Source organism: Vreelandella songnenensis (assembly GCF_003002925.1).
In the GTDB taxonomy this organism is placed as follows: domain Bacteria; phylum Pseudomonadota; class Gammaproteobacteria; order Pseudomonadales; family Halomonadaceae; genus Vreelandella; species Vreelandella songnenensis.
Window position 1 is genome coordinate 47,498 of the sequence record NZ_PVTK01000011.1, and the last position, 17,469, is coordinate 64,966.

Below are 17,469 nucleotides of genomic sequence, written 5' to 3' on the forward strand. Positions count from 1 at the left end.
TCTTTGCTTCAGGTCAATAACACCGTGTTATTGCGCCGATACACTACCTCCATGATTCGCAACGATTTAAATCATTCACCGGAATCACGTTAACGGCAGGAGCAATGCTATGCGCCACTCATCACTTCCTATTTTATTTGTAACCGGCCTCGCCGCCGCGTCACTGCTGGCCAGCACCCAGGCACTCGCCTACGGCGCGGGCGATTTCTTTACCCGTGTAGGGGTCGCCAAGGTATCCCCTAAAGGCGATAACGGCACGCTCGCCAACGGCGCTTTTTCAGTAGATGTACAGGATAAAACTGATTTTGCCTTTACCCTTGGCTATCGCTTTCACGACAAGCTAGGTGTTGAACTACTGGCCGCACGCCCGTTTGAGCATGACATCGCGCTTAACGGGGATAACCTTGCGTCTACCAAGCACCTTCCGCCCACGCTGACACTGCAGTACTACCCGCTAGGCGGCACTGCGTCCCGCGTGCAGCCTTATGTTGGCGCAGGCGTCAACTACACACGTTTCTCAAGCGAGCATCTGGCGATTGGCGAGCTTGATCTGGAAAATTCCTGGGGAGCAGCAGGTCAGGTGGGCGTGGATCTGGTGATAGACGATCACTGGGCGCTGAATGCTGCCGCCTGGTATCTGGATATCAACACCGATGCCACTATCAACGGCGCCGCCGCAGGCTCTGTGGATATCGACCCGGTCGTGGTCATGGGTGGGCTAAGCTACCGCTTTTAACTGAACGGACTGGACGCTTTTGCCACCGGGCCTGCCATCGTGCAGGCCCGGTGTTTTATGGTTAGTTATCCGTCACCAGCTGGTCGACCTTCTCAAAAGCGCGCACCACCAGCAGGTGGTCACTGGCCCGCAGCTTTTCCTGAATCATGTAGGCGGCCATGGCCGGGGCTACATCGCACTTGGCAGGCATGGGCGCTTTCGCTTCAACAAGCGCGTTGAGCCTGGCTACAAACACAAAGCGCACCCACTGTGGGAGCGACATGGTGTCGATACAAAAAGGCTCCTGGCTTGCAAAGGCACTGGCCTCGGGAGTCGGGACGCGCCACAGATTGGCGGCCTTCATGGCGGCTTCAAGCTCGAGAAGCGCGGTTTGAAGCTGTTGATGGACGCTCATAAACACCTTGGTAAGATCATTTTTGGGTTGACCCCATTATCCCAACTCTGCAGTCGAGTTGCCACTTATACCCCGCCAACAAGGGTTACTCACAGATTCACAGAAAACCTGCAAGAGCCTGTGGATAAACTATGGAAAGGTCTCGCCAGCGCTACTCTCAGAAGGCTTTCGCAAAGTTGTTCATTTTTTGACCATACAGGTAACAAAGCAAGGATTTATCAGCCGTTTCGGCTGACACCGCGAAAGGGGCAAGGTAGAGTGCAAACTTGCAATGCGGAAGGACATCATGCAACCAATTCAGACCATTGAAGATTTTTTTACACGCAGCGGCGCTGAAGTTTCGCTCTACCACATGGGCCGACGCGTGGCACCTCTTTCACGCGAGACGCTTGCCGAATTCGAGCAGGGCCAACGGCCATGGCCCGAGCCCTGGCAGGGCCAGGCGCGCTTGGCCGCCGTATTCAGCCTGGGCGACATGCCGGAGCCTGCCATCTGGTTCCTGGCGCTTCCCCTGGATGAACAGGGGATGCTCTCTCCTGCCCAGCGTGATGGCTTTCTAAATCGACTGATGGAAACGCTGGGTAAAAATGTTTCAGCGATGGATCACAACGCTAAAGACGTGGACCATTTTATGAAGGATAATCCGCTCGCCTTTACGCCCAGCGTGACCTTCCAGGCAATGCTTAACGCCCATGCCACTCATGCGAAAGGCCTGCCGGCAAGCCAGCATTTCGAGCCGGTCGACGCTTATCTGAGCGGCCAGCTGGCCATCGATTGGCAGGCGCTGGGGCTGCAGGGAATCGCCGATTATGCGGTTCGCCTGGATGCCGAGCAGAGTGATGTGCTGGCATCGCGGCTTGGAACACTGCCCACTAGCGTTGTGCATTCACTCTGCTACTGTTTAGAGCATCAGTCACTGGCAACGCCGCTGGTCGTAGCGCTTCGCAAGCGTGGCGAACAGGCGGCGAGTGAAGGCGATATGGAAACGCTGTGTGCCTGTATTCGCGCGGTCGGAAGCTCTGATGCATCGGACGTGGGCACGTGGTACTCAAGCTTGCTGGATGATCCGCATGCCTGTGGCCCTGACGTTCTGGCGGCCATCGCCGGGCGTGGCTGGCCGCTGCTTGAAGATGCATACCGACTGCCGCTCTTTCTTGATCGCCTGGCAGACGACGAACGCACCAATTTTGCCAGCGTGGTTCGCGACATTGCCCTGATACCTCGCCTGCGCCTGCCTGTCATGCTGGCGCTGCGCGATGCGCCGGAAGGCTCGGCTGTTCAACGTCGACTTGCCGCCATGACACAGGCGGTCAAACGCTGATCTGGACATTATCAACGAATTGCAAGGAGTGTACCGTGAAGGAACTACCCTATCAGGCTAAAGCGGTAATTGGCCGTCGTGAGATGGTGACGTTGCCTGAACTGGGTCTTCACCTATGCTGTAAAGCAGACACGGGTGCCCGGACTTCAGCGCTGCACGCCGAAGAGATTGAAACTCATGAAGATGAGCACGGCCAACTTTGGGTGAGCTTTCTGACCCATAGCGGCGGGCCGACAACGCCTGAACACCGTCTCAAGCTGCATCTTCATGACCGGCGCCGAGTTACCAGCTCAAACGGACACAGCGAGTGGCGCTACGTGATTCGAACGCCCATGCAGATGGGTCAGCTGAACTTTTTCGTTGAACTAACCCTGACCGATCGCAGCAATATGCGCCACCCCATGTTACTTGGACGCCGCGCCATGCGCCGCCTGCTGGTTGCTCCAGGCGCCGCATTTCTTCATGGCGAGCCTTAACTCAACAATGACTAGCCCTTTTTCTGGCCCGGAGTCCTGAATGCACATCGCTCTTCTTTCTCGTAATCGCAACCTGTACTCCACTCGGCGCCTTATCGAGGCGGCCGAGGTGCGTGGCCATACCGCACGCGTGGTGGATACGCTGCGCTGCTACATGAGCATCGCCTCGCACCATCCCTCCATCCATTATAAAGGCCAGGAGATCGAGCCGTTTGACGCGGTCATCCCGCGTATCGGTGCATCGGTCACGTTTTACGGCTGTGCCGTGCTGCGCCAGTTTGAAATGATGGGCACTTACGTCATCAACGACTCGGTGGCGATCACCCGGTCGCGGGACAAGCTGCGCTCGCTACAGCTGCTTTCACGCAAGGGGCTGGGGCTACCCATTACCGGCTTCGCCCATTCGCCGGACGATATTCCCGATCTGATTACCATGGTCAAGGGCGCACCGCTGGTCATCAAGCTTCTGGAAGGCACCCAGGGTATCGGTGTGGTTCTGGCTGAAACCAACCAGGCGGCGGAATCCGTCATTCAGGCCTTCATGGGCATGAAGACCAATATCATGGTGCAGGAGTACATCAAGGAAGCGCGTGGCGCCGATATCCGCTGTTTCGTGATCGGTGACAAGGTCGTGGCCTCCATGAAGCGTCAGGCAGCCGAAGGCGAGTTCCGCTCCAATCTTCACCGTGGAGGTACTGCGAGCGTTATCCGTATCACGCCGGAAGAGCGCTCGACGGCCATTCGTGCTGCCAAGGCCATGGGGCTCAGCGTGGCGGGGGTAGATCTTTTGCGCTCCAATCACGGCCCGGTCATCATGGAGGTCAACTCCTCCCCCGGTTTGCAGGGTATCGAGAGCTCTACTGGCAAGGATATCGCGGGCATGATCATCGAGCATATCGAGAAGAATGCCTCTCCTGTGCGTAAAGCCCCCCCCAAGCCTAAAGGCTAAGGGGAAAACCAAAAAATAATCCGCATTAGGGGTGGCAAATCGTCGCTGCCACCCCCACAATCTGCGTCACCGAAGGAGGTAGACGCTCATGTTTCTCGACAATCGCCAAGTGGCGATGGACAGCGTGCTGGAAGCGCTGGCCGACAGCATTGATTATTTCCAGGACAATATCGAACGCCTGCGCCCCTCGCTGCGCGATGCGCTGAAACCGCACTATACGGCCCGGCTGAAACAGATGCGCAAGTTGCAGGAACTTGCCCGTGCGCACCTGAAGATGTTGCCTCGTGATGCTGACGTTGAGCGCGACGACTTCCTGTGGCTCTGGAGCCGCCTGAAAAGCTTTGTCGGTAATGATAGCCAGGTACTGATCAACGAGCTTTTAGAGCAGGAGCGCGTGCTGATGCAGGCATTGTCTACCCTATTCACTCACCCGCTGCCCGACCCGATCGAGCCGGTCGTGGATGAATGCATGCAGGGGTGCCGCCAGCTGATTCGTGAACTTTACGCCTTGCAAAAACGCAAGACGCACCGCTGATATCCGGGGTCCTGATACTTAGGGTTCACCCATCTGGAGCTCGCCTGTATCGAGGTCGCCCGTCTCCAGAAGATACGGCACCGACATTGCTGGCATTTCGGTGTTCTCAAGCGCCTTGTTAACCTCGATCGGTTCGGCCGGGCCAAGAAAATAAGGCTGCCTGGCCCAGACGTAGATATCGCCGAGCGTTGCAACCCGGGCAGCCCACTCGCGCATTCTCAAGCGCCACTCTCCCGCTGCCGGCTCCTCCTCTGCCACGCACCCGGTGACTTCCATGCCCAGCGCCCGGCCAATAAAGATGGCGCGCGGCAGGTGCCAGCTTTGTGTTACCAGAAGCGCTTTTTCAAGCTGAAATACATCGCGGGCTCGCACCAGCGTGTCGTAGGTGCTGAAACCGGCAAAATCCATGGTAAGTTGCTCGGCAGGTACGCCGCGCCGATAAAGGTCGCGCCACATGGCACGGGGTTCGTTGTAGGCCTGGGTACGGTTGTCTCCGGAAAGTAGCAGGTGCGATACGCGCGACTCGGCAATCAGCGAAGCAGAGGTACGCATGCGCGCATGAAAATGCGGGTTGCGTAACCCGCTACGCGTCCAGTGCGAGGTGCCGAATACGATACCCACATCGGCAGGCCGGCACTCGAGCACCTGCCTGTCGATATAGCGTGCGGTCGTCGCCAACACCCATAAATTACCCACCACAAACAGCAATGCCGCCAGCAGCAACAAGGCTCCTAGCGACATCAACAGGCGTTTTGCCCAGGTTAACAGCACGCTGTGCATCTTGTGACCCAAGGGCGCTTAAAACATGCCAAGCTCAAGTTTTGCCTCATCGCTCATCATGTCGCGGCTCCAGGGAGGGCTGAAGACGATTTCGGTGTGTACTTTATTGATCTGCGGCGCGCCCAGAATCTTGTTGCGGGCATCGGCAGCAATCACATCCCCCATGCCACAGCCAGGCGCTGTCAGGGTCATGCGAATGGTCACCATGCGCTCACCGCTGATCAGGCGCTCGATTCGGCAACCGTACACCAATCCAAGATCCACGATATTGACGGGGATCTCCGGATCGAAACAGGTGCGCAACTGATCCCATACGAACTGCTCGATCTCTTCCTCACTGGCATTCTCATGCAGGGTCGGGCGCGGCAGCGATTCAAGGCCCAGCGCGTCCAGGTTGCGTCCTTCCACCAGGTACAACCGCCCTTCATAACCAACGCTGACCGAGCTGCCCTTCGCCTGCATAACGCTGACCACGCTATCTTCCGCCAGGGTTTCCGTCTTGCCAAACGGAATCGCAATCGCCTCGACGTCGCGCTGAAGCGGCAGTTTCTGGCCTCGCTCAAGGCTTGCGACTTGCTCGATATTCATAGGTTTCCTTAACGCACCATACCAATCACCCGATTGAGAGCATCCACGAAGGTGTCTACTTCATCAAGGGTATTATACGCGGCAAATGACGCACGGCACGTGGCATCCACACCAAAATGATGCAGCAGTGGCTGTGCGCAGTGATGGCCGGTACGAATCGCCACACCCAACTGGTCGATCAGCAGACCGATATCCTGGGAATGCGCCCCATCCACCACGAACGAGAGCACGCCCGCCTTGTCAGGCGCCGTTCCCAGAATGCGTAGCCCGTCAATCGACGATACCGCGTGTGTGGCGTGCTCAAGCAGCACGTGTTCCCACTGCCCAATGGCGCCCACGCCCACCTCTTCCAGCCACTCAAGGGCGCGTCCCAGGGCAATCACTTCGGCGATTGCCGGCGTACCCGCTTCAAACTTGTGCGGAATGCCCGCAAAGGTGGTACCCGCATCAAACGAGACGGTCTTGATCATCTCGCCGCCGCCCTGCCAGGGCGGCATGGCCTCGAGCAACGCCTTTTTGCCGTAGAGCACGCCAACCCCTGTCGGGCCGTAAACCTTGTGGCCCGAGAAGGCGTAGAAATCAGCGTCAATGGCCTGAACGTCCACCGCCTGATGCGGTGTGGCCTGAGCCCCATCCACCAGAATCAGTGCACCCTGCTGATGCGCCAGTGCCGCCATCTCTTTGACCGGGTTGATGGTACCCAGGGCGTTGGAGACGTGATTCACCGCAACCAGCCTGGTGCGCTCATTGAGCAGTTCACGGTACGCCTGCATGTCCAGCGCGCCGCTATCATCCACCGGTATGACCTTGATGGTGAACCCGCGCTCGGCGGCCAGCAGCTGCCAGGGCACGATATTGGAGTGATGCTCAAGCAGCGAGATCAGCACTTCATCACCCGCGCCCAGGTGCGTACGCCCCCAGGTCTGGGCCACCAGATTGATGGCCTCGGTAGTGCCGCGGGTAAAGATGATTTGCCGTGCATCCTCTGCATTGAGAAATGCCCTGACCTTATGACGCGTGCCCTCGAAGGCTGCCGTTGCCTCATCGGCAAGCGTATGCAGCCCCCGGTGAATATTGGCATTACAGCGCGAGTAGTAATCGCTGAACACGTCAATCACCTGCCGAGGCGTCTGGCTGGTCGCCGCGTTATCCAGATAGACAAGCGGCTTGCCATGGACCTTGCGATCCAGGATCGGGAAATCCTGACGCAGCGCCAGCACGTCATAGGGCGCCTGGGCAAACGCATTGGCCTTTTCAAGGACCGTCGAGGACATTGTTCACTCCTTTAAAGGCGCGAGGCCTAGTCGTTAAGCGCGACGGCGGTTTCCACCAGCCCGGCCAGATTGAAACGCTCGGGCAGCTTGCCGGCAACGGCAAGCTCGACCCGTTCGGCCACAGCGTCCAGGGTTACCTTATCCAGTACTTCGCCGGCAAACGCCAGGGTCAGCAGGCCGCGCGCCGTGGCTTCATCGATGCCGCGGGTGCGCAGTGCGTAGATCGCTTCTTCGTCCAGCTGGCCGGTGGTCGTGCCGTGGGAGCACTTCACGTCATCGGCATAGATCTCAAGCTCGGGCTTGGCATCGATCTGGGCGCGGTCCGAGAGCAGCAGGTTCTGGTTGCTCTGGAAGCCCTCGATCTTCTGGCTGTCACGCTTGACGTACACCTTGCCATTGAACACACCGTGGGCGCGATCATCCAGAATGCCCTTGTAGTTCTCGTTGGAGAACGTCAGCGGCGCGTTGTGATTGACCTTGGTGTGGTTATCCACGTGCTGACGGCCCTGGCCGAAGAACAGACCAAAGAAGTTGGTCTCGGCACCCTGCCCATTCAAGTCACTGATCAGGTCGTTGCGCACCAGCGCGCCGCCCAGGTTCAGGTTATAGGAGGTGTAGCGCGTATCGCGACCCTGCTCGACGTGCATGCTGGCCACGTGCATGTCATTGAGCGGTGCTTCCTGCAGCTTGTAGTGATTGAGGATAGCGCCGCGATCCAGCATGAACTCACCCACCACGTTGGTAAAGTTCGCCGCTTCCAGATCACCGCAGTAGTGCTCGATCAACGTGGCTTCACTGCGCCCGCCGGCCTCGACAAGAATACGCGGGTGGCTCATCACCGGTGTGGCGTTGGCGCGTGAGAGAAACTGCAGCAGGATGGGCTTGTCGACCACCGTACCAGGCGCGATACGCACCACGGCGCCCTCTTCCATAAAGGCGGTATTGAGCGCGGCAAACGTGGAGAAGTCGACCCCGGTCAAACGCCCCAGCGGGCCGCCTACCGCTTCGTGGTTTTCGCTCAGCGCCTTGGAGAGCGGCAGCACGTGCACGCTTTCAGGCAGCGCATCCACGTCGGAAAGCGCCGGCGCGTAGACGCCGTCCACGAAGGTCAGACGGTACGCATCTACCGGCAGCGTCAAGGCGGCGGCCTGGGCCGGCGAGAAATCCGCGTTGTCGGCCAGAGCAAAGTTGCCCTGGGCGATGCTGCGCACGTCGGTGTATTTCCACTCTTCATCGCGACGGGTCGGAAAACCCAGCGCTTCAAAGCGTGCGGCACCCGCCTGACGGCGCGCGGCAATCCAGGAAGGCTCCGCATCGCGCTGCTGGCTGCGCGTTTTCAGCGTATCCAGAAAGGTTTGCGTATCGCTCATGCCGCGGACTCCTCGATACCTTCGTAACCGTTGGCCTCTAGCTGTTTGGCAAGTTCGGCGTCGCCGGTCTTGACGATGCGGCCATCTACCAGAACGTGAACCTTGTCCGGCACGATGTAATCCAGCAGACGCTGGTAGTGGGTCACCAGCAGAATCGCCCGCTCTTGCGCGCGCAGGCTGTTGACGCCGTCAGCCACTACTTTCATGGCATCGATATCCAGACCGGAATCGATTTCATCGAGCATGGCGAGCTTGGGCTGGAGTACCAGCATCTGCAGAATTTCGTTGCGCTTTTTCTCGCCACCGGAGAAGCCTTCGTTGACGGCGCGCTGCAAAAAGCTGGCATCCATCTTCATGAAGCCGAGTTTCTCTTTCACCAGCTTCATGAACTCAGGTGCCGGCATGTCGTCAAGGCCACGGGCCTTGCGCTGTGCGTTGAGCGCGGACTTCAGCAGGTAGATGTTCTTCACCCCCGGAATTTCGACCGGGTACTGAAAGCCCAGCAGCAGGCCTGCCTGGGCGCGCTCCTCGATCTCCATTTCCAGCACGTCCTGGCCTTCAAAGGTGATGCTGCCCTGGGTGACTTCGTAGCCATCCTTACCGGCAATCACCGCTGACAGGGTCGATTTACCCGCGCCGTTAGGCCCCATGATGGCGTGCACTTCGCCGGCATTGATGGTCAGGGTCAGGCCCTTGAGAATCTCTTTGTCTTCAACGGTAACGTGTAAATCAGTAACTTGCAGCATAGTTATCAACCTTCTAATTCTGGCGAGTCGCTGGCGCGACGCTAATCAAAGTAGTGTTGTAAAAACCGGTAAACGCTTAACCCACCGCGCCTTCAAGCGTCACGTTCAAGAGCGCCTCGGCCTCGACCGCAAACTCCATCGGCAGCTCCTGGAAAACATCCTTGCAGAAGCCGTTGACGATCATGCTGACTGCGTCTTCTTCGGTGATACCCCGGCTGCGGCAATAGAACAGCTGGTCTTCACCGATTTTTGACGTGGTTGCCTCATGCTCGATGGTGGCGGTGCTGTTACCGATTTCCTGATAGGGGAAGGTGTGCGCGCCGCACTTGTCGCCGATCAGTAGCGAATCACACTGGGTAAAGTTACGCGCGCCCTTGGCTCGCGGGCCGATCTTGACCAGGCCGCGGTAAGACTGGTCGCTTTTACCTGCCGAAATACCTTTGGCAACGATATAGGAGCGCGTGCCTTCACCGATGTGAATCATCTTGGTGCCGGTATCCGCCTGCTGGCGGCCGTTGGTCACGGCTACGGAGTAGAACTCACCGATACTGTCCTTGCCGCGCAGAACGCAGGAAGGATACTTCCAGGTGATCGCCGAGCCGGTTTCTACCTGTGTCCAGCTGATGCGCGAACGCGCGCCGCGACAGTCACCACGCTTGGTCACGAAGTTGTAGATACCGCCCTTGCCGTCTTCGTCACCGGGGTACCAGTTCTGAACGGTCGAGTACTTGATATAGGCATCATCAAGTGCCACCAGCTCGACCACCGCCGCGTGCAGCTGGTTCTCGTCACGCATGGGCGCGGTGCAGCCTTCAAGGTAGGAGACCTGGGCGCGGCTTTCACACACGATCAGCGTGCGCTCGAACTGCCCGGTATTGGCGGCATTGATGCGGAAGTAGGTGGAGAGTTCCATCGGGCAGGTAACGCCTTCAGGCACGAACACGAAAGAGCCATCGGTAAAGACAGCGGAGTTGAGCGCGGCAAAGTAGTTGTCCGCCACCGGCACCACGGTACCCAGGTACTGCTTGATCAGCTCGGGGTAGTCGCGGATCGCCTCGGAAATGGAGCAGAAGATGACGCCGGCTTCAGCCAGCTCCTTCTTGAACGTGGTGGTGACCGATACCGAATCGAATACCGCATCCACGGCAACACCGGCAAGCGCTGCGCGCTCGTGCAGTGGAATGCCCAGCTTTTCGTAGGTTTCCAGCAGTTTGGGGTCGACTTCGTCCAGGCTTTGCGGGCCATCTTCAGGGCGCTTGGGGGCGCTGAAGTAGGAGATGGACTGATAATCGATAGGCGGATAATCCAGATGCGCCCAGGAGGGCTCTTTCATCTTCAGCCACTGATGGTAAGCATCAAGACGCCACTCGAGCATCCATTCCGGTTCGCCCTTCTTCTTGGAGATGAAGGCAATGGTGTCTTCGTCCAAGCCGGGTGGAAGGGTGTCGCTTTCAATATCGGTTACAAAACCATCTTTGTATTCGCGACGAACCAACTGTTCCATTTCTTCAGTTGCCATGGTGTTACCCTCCGGGCAGTTGGTGGCGAGTCGTCTCGCCGTCAATAGGGATAAATTGCCTGATCATTCGGTTTTACGCCGACACCGCCGACAGGCTGATAGATTGAATGGGCAGCTGCACGGGCAGCTTGATCGGCGCTGACGCGGCCAGATGGGCAAGCGTCACGCTTTCCAGAAGCGTACGAATGGCAAGCGATACGCGCTGCCAATTGTCCGCTACGCCGCAGGTAGCTGCCAGTTCACACTCGCCCTGGGCCTGACTGCATTCGGTCATTGCCACCGGACCTTCAATGGCCGAAATGATGTCAGCGGCGGTAATCTGCGAAGCAGGCCGGGCCAGCCGATAGCCACCCTGAGCACCGCGCTGAGAGGTCAAGAGCCCCGCCTTTACCAGCATCTTCAACGTCTTGCTGACCGTGGGATGCGGCAACTGCACGGTTTCCGCCAGATCTGCCGCGGCGTGGGAGGCCTGCGGATGACGGGCGATCTGGGCCATCACTACAGCGGCGTAATCTGTCAGCCGGGAAAGCTTTAGCATATCGACTCCCGTAGGCCAGTCAGTCATCGGGCTGGCGTGCGTATTAATTGGGTACCATTTTAGTCCTGTATAAAATTGATGTGAAGCCCTATTGCGAAAACATTGGCAAATTGCCCTCAATCTTGGCACGTTCGACGCAAATGCCATCAAAAACGCCAATCATTATCATTTAAAAATGCTATTGGCCTACCGGCATAAAAAAAGCCTGTCCCTTCAGGACAGGCTTCGAGGCCGCAGTACCGCTGTTTCAGGCTTTCTTGACGAACTGCGACTTGAGCTTCATGGGACCGATTCCGTCAATCTTGCAATCAATATCATGATCCCCTTCTACCAGACGGATACTTTTCACCTTGGTGCCCACCTTGACCACCAGTGAACTGCCCTTGACCTTCAGATCCTTGATGACCGTCACACTATCGCCGTCAAACAGCGCATTGCCGTTGGCATCACGCACGCTTGAAGTCTCGTCCGAGGCATCCGTTTCAGCCGTTTTCGACCACTCGTTGCCGCACTCGGGGCATACGTATTGCAGGCCGTCATCATAGGTAAAGCCAGAGGCGCAGGCAGGACAGTTGGGCAGTTCGTTCATGGACGGCTCCATCGCAGATCGTTGGAAAGCGATGGAGCCTACACGCCCTGAGCCAAATGTCCAGCGCCAGGCGCCTCAGTCGCGCTGATAAGTGCCTACCAGTCGGTCGATTCCCAGCAAATGTGGCTCTACTTCATCCAGGAGCTCGGCTACGCTCAGCCCTTCGGGCAGTGCCGTCTGATGATCCAGTGCCAGCACCAGAAAGTAGTAAAGGTGCTTGCCATGCCCCTGAGGTGGCATCGGGCCACCGTAGCTTTGTTTATCGAAGTCATTGCTGCCTTGCGTGCCGATCGGCGTATTTTCTTCAAGACCTGTGATATCACCCGGCAGATTGTAAAGCATCCAATGAACGAACCCGTAGCGGCCATCCTTGACCAGCGGCGCATCCGGGTCATGGCAGATCACCGCAAAGCCTTTCGTGCCTTCCGGCACGTTATGCCAGGCAAGCGGTGGGGATACGTCATCGCCTTCGCCAGTATAGCGAGCGGGAATGGCTTCGAGCTGACCAAACGCCGTGCTGGTAACCTGCATGGAAGAGAGCGCAAATGCCATAAGGGCCTCCTTGGATTAGCCAATCATTTAGTGAATATCTACTTCAGGTAAATACACCCTACAGGGTAGCAATACTGGCCCAAAAGATTAATTCAGATAGCCTGCGTACTGCTGCCACCACTGCTGAGCGATCTGAACATTTTCCGCATTGTTCGAGGCATCCAGAACGCTGGGAAGCTGAACGTAATTACCCCCCGTCCGCGCCATCAGCAGGGGGTCCTGAGTGGCCAGCTGTAGTGCATAGAGCGCCAGCATCTGTTCATACTCATCCTGAGTATTCAGCCGGGCAAACAGCAGCGGTACCGCGGGCAGTCCAATCTCGCCCAGCCGCTCGGCGGCGATATACCATACCCGGGGCTGGGTACGGTCTCCGTAGGTCGACACGAACCGACGATCCGCCAGCCGGCTGACGTAGTAAGAGGCTTCCTCTTCAGGACTTACATAAAGCGGCGGCACCCAATCCGTTGCTGACCCCGTAGTAGGATAACTCGATGGCGTGGTGGCCGGTATCGGCGCCACGACCGGCTCAGTTGCACTGGCCGTCGGCGCGCGCTCAGGCGGATTACCCGCGCAGCCCGCCAAGGTCAAGCACCCTGCTATCAACACATACACCATTTTTTGCTGCATCGTCATGCTCCCTTGCACTCCCTATGCACTCTTTTCAAGACCAGCGGCCCTGCTGCTTCAAGCGTCGTTTCACCCAGCCATCGTAGAGCGCGCGCAGCCCCGGCTTGATCAGCGGCAGGCCGATAAGCCAAGCGAGCGGACGCAGCAGCGGTACGCGCGCCATGAGTATTCGATAGGCATCGATGCCTTCGATGATACGGCCATCCGCCAACGCCAGGTGCAGCGATCTAAGCGCCGCATCGGTGCTGATTCCCCTGGTGCGCAGTTCATCCTGGTGCTCGCTTACATCACACCACTGAATATCGCCCGCACGTGAGCCAGCCCAGCGCTCGTAGCGCCGACGATCCTGGCGGCAGCTGGGGCAAACCGCATCGTAATATACCTTGATACACGCGTGATGGGGCATATAGGCTCAATGTAGATATCAGTTTTCAAGTGTGGCACTTCACCTGTACGACGCAAACTAATTGCTTAGGTCAATCATGAAACAGCTGCTGATCGTGGCCCATGCGCCCTCCCCCAATACGCTCGTACTTCGCCAGGCGGTTGAGCGCGGAGCACGCCACCCAGAGATCGAGAGCGTTACCTGCCGGGTTAAAAGCCCGCTGGACGCTGGCCCGGAGGACGTGCTGGCCTGTGATGCCATCCTGCTGGGCACCCCGGAGAATCTGGGCTACATGAGCGGCGCGCTGAAGGACTTCTTCGATCGAAGCTTCCATGCGCTTTGCGATCACAAGCAAGGCCTTCCCTGCGCGCTATATGTGCGGGCAGGCCACGACGGCACGGGTACGCGGCGCGGTGTCGAGAGCATTGTGACAGGACTGGGCTGGCGCTGGGTACAGGCGCCGCTGATACTGCGCGGCGAGTGGAGCGAGGCCTTTATCGACCAGGCCGAAGAACTGGGACTTTATATGGCGGCGGGACTGGATAACGGTCTGTTCTAGCCCGCGCCAAATGCCGGGCAAAAAAACGGCATCTCGAAAGATGCCGTTTTCGCTCATGCCGTCAGGCTTTGCATTAAAAACGCTATTTCAGCCGCTCGAACACCGTGGCAACGCCTTGGCCCATGCCGATACACATGGTGGCAAGACCTAGCGTGGTATCTTGCTGCTGCATGACGTTCAACAGCGTCGTACAGATCCGCGAGCCTGAGCAGCCCAGCGGATGGCCGAGAGCGATTGCTCCGCCGTGAAGGTTGACCTTCTCATCCATGGCGTCCAGGAAACCCAGGTCCTTCAGCACCGGCAATCCTTGAGCTGCAAAGGCTTCGTTGAGCTCGACGGTCTGGATATCGTCCGACGATAGCCCGGCAGCCTTGAGCGCCTTTTTGGATGCGGGCACCGGGCCATAGCCCATTATCGAAGCATCACAGCCGGCAACGCCGGTAGAGAGCACTCTGGCAATCGGCTCAAGCCCCAACGCCTGGGCACGCTCGTAGCTCATCACGGCCATGGCAGACGCGCCTACCGACAGCGCAGAGGACGTTCCTGCCGTCACGGTGCCGCTGCGCGGGTCAAATACCGGCTTCAGGTTCGCCATGGACTCGAGACTCGCATCGGCACGAATCACTTCGTCGTTTTTCACCAGTACTCGGAAGCCGCGCTGATCGTGGCCTTCCACGCCGATGATCTCATTATCGAAGTAGCCCTTTTCCATCGCCGCCTGGGCGCGCTGATGCGAGCGCACGCCAAACTTGTCCTGATCTTCTCGGGTGATGCCGTGCATCTTGCCCAGAAGCTCCGCGGTCAGGCCCATCATCATGGACGCCTTGGCCGCGTACTTGCTGACAGCCGGGTTGACGTCCACCCCATGGGCCATGGGAACGTGCTCCATGTGCTCGACGCCGCCGATCACATAGAAATCACCCATGCCCGCCTTGATGTTGGCCGCAGCAATATGCAGCGCGGTCATCGACGAACCGCATAGCCGGTTGACCGTTTGCGCAGGTACCGAGCGCGGAATACCGGTCATGATGGCCGCGTTACGGGCGATGTTCATGGACTGCTCTAGGGTCTGGTTGACGCACCCCCAGATCACATCGTCCACTTCGCTCGGGTCCAGGTTCGGATTGCGGATAAACAGCGCCTGCATGACCGCAGCAGACAGGTTTTCTGCCCGCACGTTGCGGAACGCGCCATTCTTGGCTTTTGCCATGGCGGTACGTACACCATCGACCACCACGATATCTCGGGGATTCAAACTCATCGTATTGCTCCTGTTCGCGGTGATTCAGGCCTTGGCCGAGGCGCTGTAGAACTGTTCGTTATTCTGGGCCATCTGGCGCAGCTTCTCGGTGGGCGCGTAAAGCGGGCCAAGCTCGTCGGCCAGGCCATCGGCCAGCTTGACGAATTCAGCAACGCCCATGGCATCGATATAGCGCAGCGCGCCTCCGCGGAAAGGCGGGAAACCGATGCCATAAATCAGCGCCATGTCGGCTTCGGCCGGGGTATCCACGATGTTGTCTTCAAGGCAGCGCACCGTCTCAAGGCACAGAGGTACCATCATGCGAGCGATAATGTCCTCGTCCGAGAACTCCTTGCTTTCCTTGGTCACTTCCTTGATCAGCGCGTACGCCTGGTCATCACTGACTTTCTTGGGCTTGCCCTTCTTGTCTTCTTCGTAAGCGTAGAAGCCCTTGTCGTTCTTCTGACCCAGACGATCGTTTTCGTACATCACCTGAATGGCGGTCTTGGTGTCCCGCGCCATGCGGTCCGGGAAGCCTTCGGCCATGACCTCGTTGGCATGAACCGCAGTGTCCATGCCCACGACGTCGAGCAGATACGCCGGGCCCATCGGCCAGCCGAACTTCTCCATTACCTTGTCGACGCGCTGGAAGTCGGCGCCCTGCTCGACCAGATAGCTGAAGCCGCCAAAGTAGGGAAACAGCACGCGGTTAACCAGAAAGCCGGGACAGTCATTGACCACAATGGGCGTCTTGCCCATGGCGCGGGCGTAGGCAACGGTCGCGGCCACGGCGGCATCCGAGGTCTTTTCACCACGAATGACTTCTACCAGCGGCATGCGGTGCACCGGGTTGAAGAAGTGCATGCCGCAGAAGTTTTCCGGACGCTTGAGATTCTGGGCCAGGCGGTTGATGGAGATCGTCGAGGTATTGGAGGTAAGAATGGTGTTCTCACCGACGTTCTTCTCGACCTCGACCAGTACCGCATCCTTGACCTTGGGATTTTCGACGACCGCCTCGACCACTAGGTCAACGTTCTCGAAATCACCGTAGGAGAGCGTCGGGCGAATATTGGTGAGCTTCTCGGTCATCTCCTCGGAAGTGAATTTCTTGCGCTCCACCTGCTTGCCGAAGAGCTTGCGCGCTTCCTTGAGGCCAAGCTCGATGGCTTCGGGCTTGATGTCCTTCATGAGAATTGGCGTACCCTTGGAAGCACTCTGATAGGCAATACCGCCGCCCATGATGCCCGCCCCCAGTACCGCCGTCTGCTTGACCGGCTGCGCCTGCTTCTCGTACTTGCCGGCTTTCTTCTTGACCACCTGATCGTTCATGAACAGGCCAACCAGGTTGAACGCGACGCTGCTCATGGCGAGCTTGGCAAACGCCTTGGCTTCGATAGCCTGAGCACGGCCGCGCTCTTCACCAGCGCCCTTCTGAATTACCTTGATGGCTTCGATCGGCGCCGGATAGTTCGGGCCCGCCTTGCCAGCGACATAGCCTTTGGCCGTTTCAAACGCCATCATCTGCTCGATGGCATTGAGTTTCAGCGGCGCCTTCTTCTCGGCGCGGCGCGCCTGGTGGTCAAGCTCACCGCTGATGGCGCGATCCAGAATATCCAGTGCCGCTTCGTCGAGCTGTTCAGCCGTTACCACCGCGTCAACGGCGCCCACTTTCAGCGCAGCATCGGCACGATTTTCGGTACCGCCCGCGATCCACTCAACGGCGTTGTCGGCACCAATCAGGCGCGGTAATCGTACGCAGCCACCCCAGCCCGGCAAGATACCCAGCTTGGTTTCCGGCAGGCCGATCTTGGCCTTTTCGCTCATGACGCGAAAATCGGTGGTCAAGAGGACTTCGCAACCACCACCCAGCGCCAGCCCGTTGATGGCTGTGACCGTTGGGAAAGGCAGATCTTCAATGGCATTGAAGATGTCGTGAACCTTGAGGTTCATCTCCTCCAGGTAGGCTTCACCCTTGGTGAAAAGCGTGTGAAACTCGGTGATATCGGCGCCCACGATAAAAGCGTCTTTGCCGCTGGCAATCACCAGCCCTTGCAGGTCATTTTCTGCCTGCAAAGCGTTTACGGCTTCACCAAGCTCGGTAACTACCGCGCTTGAAAGCTTGTTGACGGACTCATCCTTCAGGTCGAAAGTGAGCCTTGCGATGTGATGGCCACTCAGGGTGTCACGACGCTCCACCGTGATGGCGTTGCCTTGATAGATCATCCGTGCTCTCTCCACAAGTTTGGGCTGGCGCCCCTACCGGCTCGCCGGCATTTCATACGGTCGTTTGA

20 protein-coding genes are annotated in these 17,469 nt (G+C 58.3%); 6 read left to right on the plus strand and 14 right to left on the minus strand.

Going from position 1 to position 17,469, the window contains the following annotated elements; genetic code table 11:
* Positions 1 to 109: 109 nt before the first annotated feature.
* Complete coding sequence (locus tag B0H98_RS15320) at positions 110 to 736, plus strand: OmpW/AlkL family protein (RefSeq protein ID WP_106375940.1); 627 nt, start codon at positions 110 to 112, stop codon at positions 734 to 736.
* Positions 737 to 797: 61 nt separating this feature from the next.
* Here B0H98_RS15320 and B0H98_RS15325 read toward each other — a convergent pair whose 3' ends face one another.
* Entirely contained in the window at positions 798 to 1,130 is a 333-nt protein-coding gene (locus tag B0H98_RS15325) for a YqcC family protein (protein ID WP_106375941.1), read from the minus strand.
* A gap of 286 nt (positions 1,131 to 1,416) precedes the next feature.
* On the opposite strand from B0H98_RS15325, the gene B0H98_RS15330 reads away from it, so the two are divergent.
* The 4 genes from B0H98_RS15330 to B0H98_RS15345 all read left to right on the plus strand — a co-directional run bounded on the left by B0H98_RS15330 (position 1,417) and on the right by B0H98_RS15345 (position 4,411).
* The gene (locus B0H98_RS15330; RefSeq protein ID WP_106375942.1) at positions 1,417 to 2,451 is read left to right on the plus strand and encodes a DUF3549 family protein; all 1,035 of its coding nucleotides are present in this window, start codon (positions 1,417 to 1,419) and stop codon (positions 2,449 to 2,451) included.
* Between the two features lie 35 nt (positions 2,452 to 2,486).
* Positions 2,487 to 2,927: an ATP-dependent zinc protease family protein gene (locus B0H98_RS15335; protein WP_106375943.1), complete on the plus strand. Its 441-nt coding sequence runs from the start codon at positions 2,487 to 2,489 to the stop codon at positions 2,925 to 2,927.
* 40 nt (positions 2,928 to 2,967) lie between these two features.
* Positions 2,968 to 3,876, plus strand: a complete 909-nt coding sequence (rimK, locus tag B0H98_RS15340) for a 30S ribosomal protein S6--L-glutamate ligase (protein ID WP_106375944.1) — start codon at positions 2,968 to 2,970, stop codon at positions 3,874 to 3,876.
* An 88-nt stretch (positions 3,877 to 3,964) separates the two neighbouring features.
* Positions 3,965 to 4,411 carry a hypothetical protein gene (locus tag B0H98_RS15345; protein ID WP_106375945.1) on the plus strand — a complete coding sequence of 149 codons (447 nt, stop codon included), beginning with the start codon at positions 3,965 to 3,967 and terminating at the stop codon, positions 4,409 to 4,411.
* A gap of 18 nt (positions 4,412 to 4,429) precedes the next feature.
* Here B0H98_RS15345 and B0H98_RS15350 read toward each other — a convergent pair whose 3' ends face one another.
* The 11 genes from B0H98_RS15350 to B0H98_RS15400 form a co-directional block, all read right to left on the minus strand.
* A complete protein-coding gene (locus B0H98_RS15350; protein WP_244183197.1) occupies positions 4,430 to 5,191 on the minus strand; it encodes a SanA/YdcF family protein in 762 nt (253 codons plus the stop codon).
* Positions 5,192 to 5,209: 18 nt separating this feature from the next.
* The gene (gene sufT / locus B0H98_RS15355) at positions 5,210 to 5,779 is read right to left on the minus strand and encodes a putative Fe-S cluster assembly protein SufT (RefSeq protein WP_106375946.1); all 570 of its coding nucleotides are present in this window, start codon (positions 5,777 to 5,779) and stop codon (positions 5,210 to 5,212) included.
* Positions 5,780 to 5,787: 8 nt separating this feature from the next.
* Positions 5,788 to 7,053: a cysteine desulfurase gene (locus B0H98_RS15360; RefSeq protein ID WP_106375947.1), complete on the minus strand. Its 1,266-nt coding sequence runs from the start codon at positions 7,051 to 7,053 to the stop codon at positions 5,788 to 5,790.
* A 26-nt stretch (positions 7,054 to 7,079) separates the two neighbouring features.
* Positions 7,080 to 8,423: a Fe-S cluster assembly protein SufD gene (sufD, locus tag B0H98_RS15365; RefSeq protein WP_106375948.1), complete on the minus strand. Its 1,344-nt coding sequence runs from the start codon at positions 8,421 to 8,423 to the stop codon at positions 7,080 to 7,082.
* Positions 8,420 to 9,169, minus strand: coding sequence for a Fe-S cluster assembly ATPase SufC (gene sufC, locus B0H98_RS15370; RefSeq protein ID WP_106375949.1), 750 nt, complete (start codon positions 9,167 to 9,169; stop codon positions 8,420 to 8,422). Before sufC ends, sufD begins: the two co-directional genes overlap by 4 nt.
* A gap of 76 nt (positions 9,170 to 9,245) precedes the next feature.
* Positions 9,246 to 10,688 carry a Fe-S cluster assembly protein SufB gene (sufB, locus tag B0H98_RS15375; protein ID WP_106375950.1) on the minus strand — a complete coding sequence of 481 codons (1,443 nt, stop codon included), beginning with the start codon at positions 10,686 to 10,688 and terminating at the stop codon, positions 9,246 to 9,248.
* Positions 10,689 to 10,761: 73 nt separating this feature from the next.
* Positions 10,762 to 11,226, minus strand: a complete 465-nt coding sequence (locus B0H98_RS15380; RefSeq protein ID WP_106375951.1) for an SUF system Fe-S cluster assembly regulator — start codon at positions 11,224 to 11,226, stop codon at positions 10,762 to 10,764.
* 247 nt (positions 11,227 to 11,473) lie between these two features.
* Positions 11,474 to 11,815, minus strand: a complete 342-nt coding sequence (locus B0H98_RS15385; protein WP_106375952.1) for a zinc ribbon domain-containing protein YjdM — start codon at positions 11,813 to 11,815, stop codon at positions 11,474 to 11,476.
* Positions 11,816 to 11,890: 75 nt separating this feature from the next.
* On the minus strand, positions 11,891 to 12,367 hold the full coding sequence (locus tag B0H98_RS15390; protein ID WP_106375953.1) for a YbhB/YbcL family Raf kinase inhibitor-like protein: 477 nt from the start codon (positions 12,365 to 12,367) through the stop codon (positions 11,891 to 11,893).
* 87 nt (positions 12,368 to 12,454) lie between these two features.
* Positions 12,455 to 13,000, minus strand: a complete 546-nt coding sequence (locus tag B0H98_RS15395; RefSeq protein ID WP_340162385.1) for a hypothetical protein — start codon at positions 12,998 to 13,000, stop codon at positions 12,455 to 12,457.
* Between the two features lie 28 nt (positions 13,001 to 13,028).
* Positions 13,029 to 13,400: a thiol-disulfide oxidoreductase DCC family protein gene (locus tag B0H98_RS15400; RefSeq protein ID WP_106375955.1), complete on the minus strand. Its 372-nt coding sequence runs from the start codon at positions 13,398 to 13,400 to the stop codon at positions 13,029 to 13,031.
* 76 nt (positions 13,401 to 13,476) lie between these two features.
* Between B0H98_RS15400 and B0H98_RS15405 the strand changes: the two genes are divergently transcribed.
* Complete coding sequence (locus B0H98_RS15405; RefSeq protein ID WP_106375956.1) at positions 13,477 to 13,938, plus strand: flavodoxin family protein; 462 nt, start codon at positions 13,477 to 13,479, stop codon at positions 13,936 to 13,938.
* 82 nt (positions 13,939 to 14,020) lie between these two features.
* Here the strand turns inward: B0H98_RS15405 and fadA are convergent, their stop codons facing one another.
* Together fadA and fadB are read right to left on the minus strand one after the other, a co-directional pair.
* The gene (gene fadA, locus B0H98_RS15410; RefSeq protein WP_106375957.1) at positions 14,021 to 15,199 is read right to left on the minus strand and encodes an acetyl-CoA C-acyltransferase FadA; all 1,179 of its coding nucleotides are present in this window, start codon (positions 15,197 to 15,199) and stop codon (positions 14,021 to 14,023) included.
* Between the two features lie 24 nt (positions 15,200 to 15,223).
* On the minus strand, positions 15,224 to 17,401 hold the full coding sequence (gene fadB / locus B0H98_RS15415) for a fatty acid oxidation complex subunit alpha FadB (protein ID WP_106375958.1): 2,178 nt from the start codon (positions 17,399 to 17,401) through the stop codon (positions 15,224 to 15,226).
* Positions 17,402 to 17,469 lie beyond the last annotated feature (68 nt).

What these genes read in the sequence shown, in the direction of transcription:
- fadB (WP_106375958.1), bottom strand. Translation starts at nt 17,401, where the DNA reads ATGATCTATCAAGGCAACGCCATCACGGTGGAGCGTCGTGACACCCTG.
- B0H98_RS15330 (WP_106375942.1), top strand. Translation starts at nt 1,417, where the DNA reads ATGCAACCAATTCAGACCATTGAAGATTTTTTTACACGCAGCGGCGCT.
- sufB (WP_106375950.1), bottom strand. Translation starts at nt 10,688, where the DNA reads ATGGCAACTGAAGAAATGGAACAGTTGGTTCGTCGCGAATACAAAGAT.
- B0H98_RS15385 (WP_106375952.1), bottom strand. Translation starts at nt 11,815, where the DNA reads ATGAACGAACTGCCCAACTGTCCTGCCTGCGCCTCTGGCTTTACCTAT.
- B0H98_RS15380 (WP_106375951.1), bottom strand. Translation starts at nt 11,226, where the DNA reads ATGCTAAAGCTTTCCCGGCTGACAGATTACGCCGCTGTAGTGATGGCC.
- B0H98_RS15350 (WP_244183197.1), bottom strand. Translation starts at nt 5,191, where the DNA reads ATGCACAGCGTGCTGTTAACCTGGGCAAAACGCCTGTTGATGTCGCTA.
- rimK (WP_106375944.1), top strand. Translation starts at nt 2,968, where the DNA reads ATGCACATCGCTCTTCTTTCTCGTAATCGCAACCTGTACTCCACTCGG.
- sufC (WP_106375949.1), bottom strand. Translation starts at nt 9,169, where the DNA reads ATGCTGCAAGTTACTGATTTACACGTTACCGTTGAAGACAAAGAGATT.
- B0H98_RS15400 (WP_106375955.1), bottom strand. Translation starts at nt 13,400, where the DNA reads ATGCCCCATCACGCGTGTATCAAGGTATATTACGATGCGGTTTGCCCC.
- B0H98_RS15360 (WP_106375947.1), bottom strand. Translation starts at nt 7,053, where the DNA reads ATGTCCTCGACGGTCCTTGAAAAGGCCAATGCGTTTGCCCAGGCGCCC.
- B0H98_RS15325 (WP_106375941.1), bottom strand. Translation starts at nt 1,130, where the DNA reads ATGAGCGTCCATCAACAGCTTCAAACCGCGCTTCTCGAGCTTGAAGCC.
- B0H98_RS15395 (WP_340162385.1), bottom strand. Translation starts at nt 13,000, where the DNA reads ATGACGATGCAGCAAAAAATGGTGTATGTGTTGATAGCAGGGTGCTTG.
- B0H98_RS15320 (WP_106375940.1), top strand. Translation starts at nt 110, where the DNA reads ATGCGCCACTCATCACTTCCTATTTTATTTGTAACCGGCCTCGCCGCC.
- B0H98_RS15405 (WP_106375956.1), top strand. Translation starts at nt 13,477, where the DNA reads ATGAAACAGCTGCTGATCGTGGCCCATGCGCCCTCCCCCAATACGCTC.
- B0H98_RS15345 (WP_106375945.1), top strand. Translation starts at nt 3,965, where the DNA reads ATGTTTCTCGACAATCGCCAAGTGGCGATGGACAGCGTGCTGGAAGCG.
- fadA (WP_106375957.1), bottom strand. Translation starts at nt 15,199, where the DNA reads ATGAGTTTGAATCCCCGAGATATCGTGGTGGTCGATGGTGTACGTACC.
- B0H98_RS15390 (WP_106375953.1), bottom strand. Translation starts at nt 12,367, where the DNA reads ATGGCATTTGCGCTCTCTTCCATGCAGGTTACCAGCACGGCGTTTGGT.
- sufT (WP_106375946.1), bottom strand. Translation starts at nt 5,779, where the DNA reads ATGAATATCGAGCAAGTCGCAAGCCTTGAGCGAGGCCAGAAACTGCCG.
- sufD (WP_106375948.1), bottom strand. Translation starts at nt 8,423, where the DNA reads ATGAGCGATACGCAAACCTTTCTGGATACGCTGAAAACGCGCAGCCAG.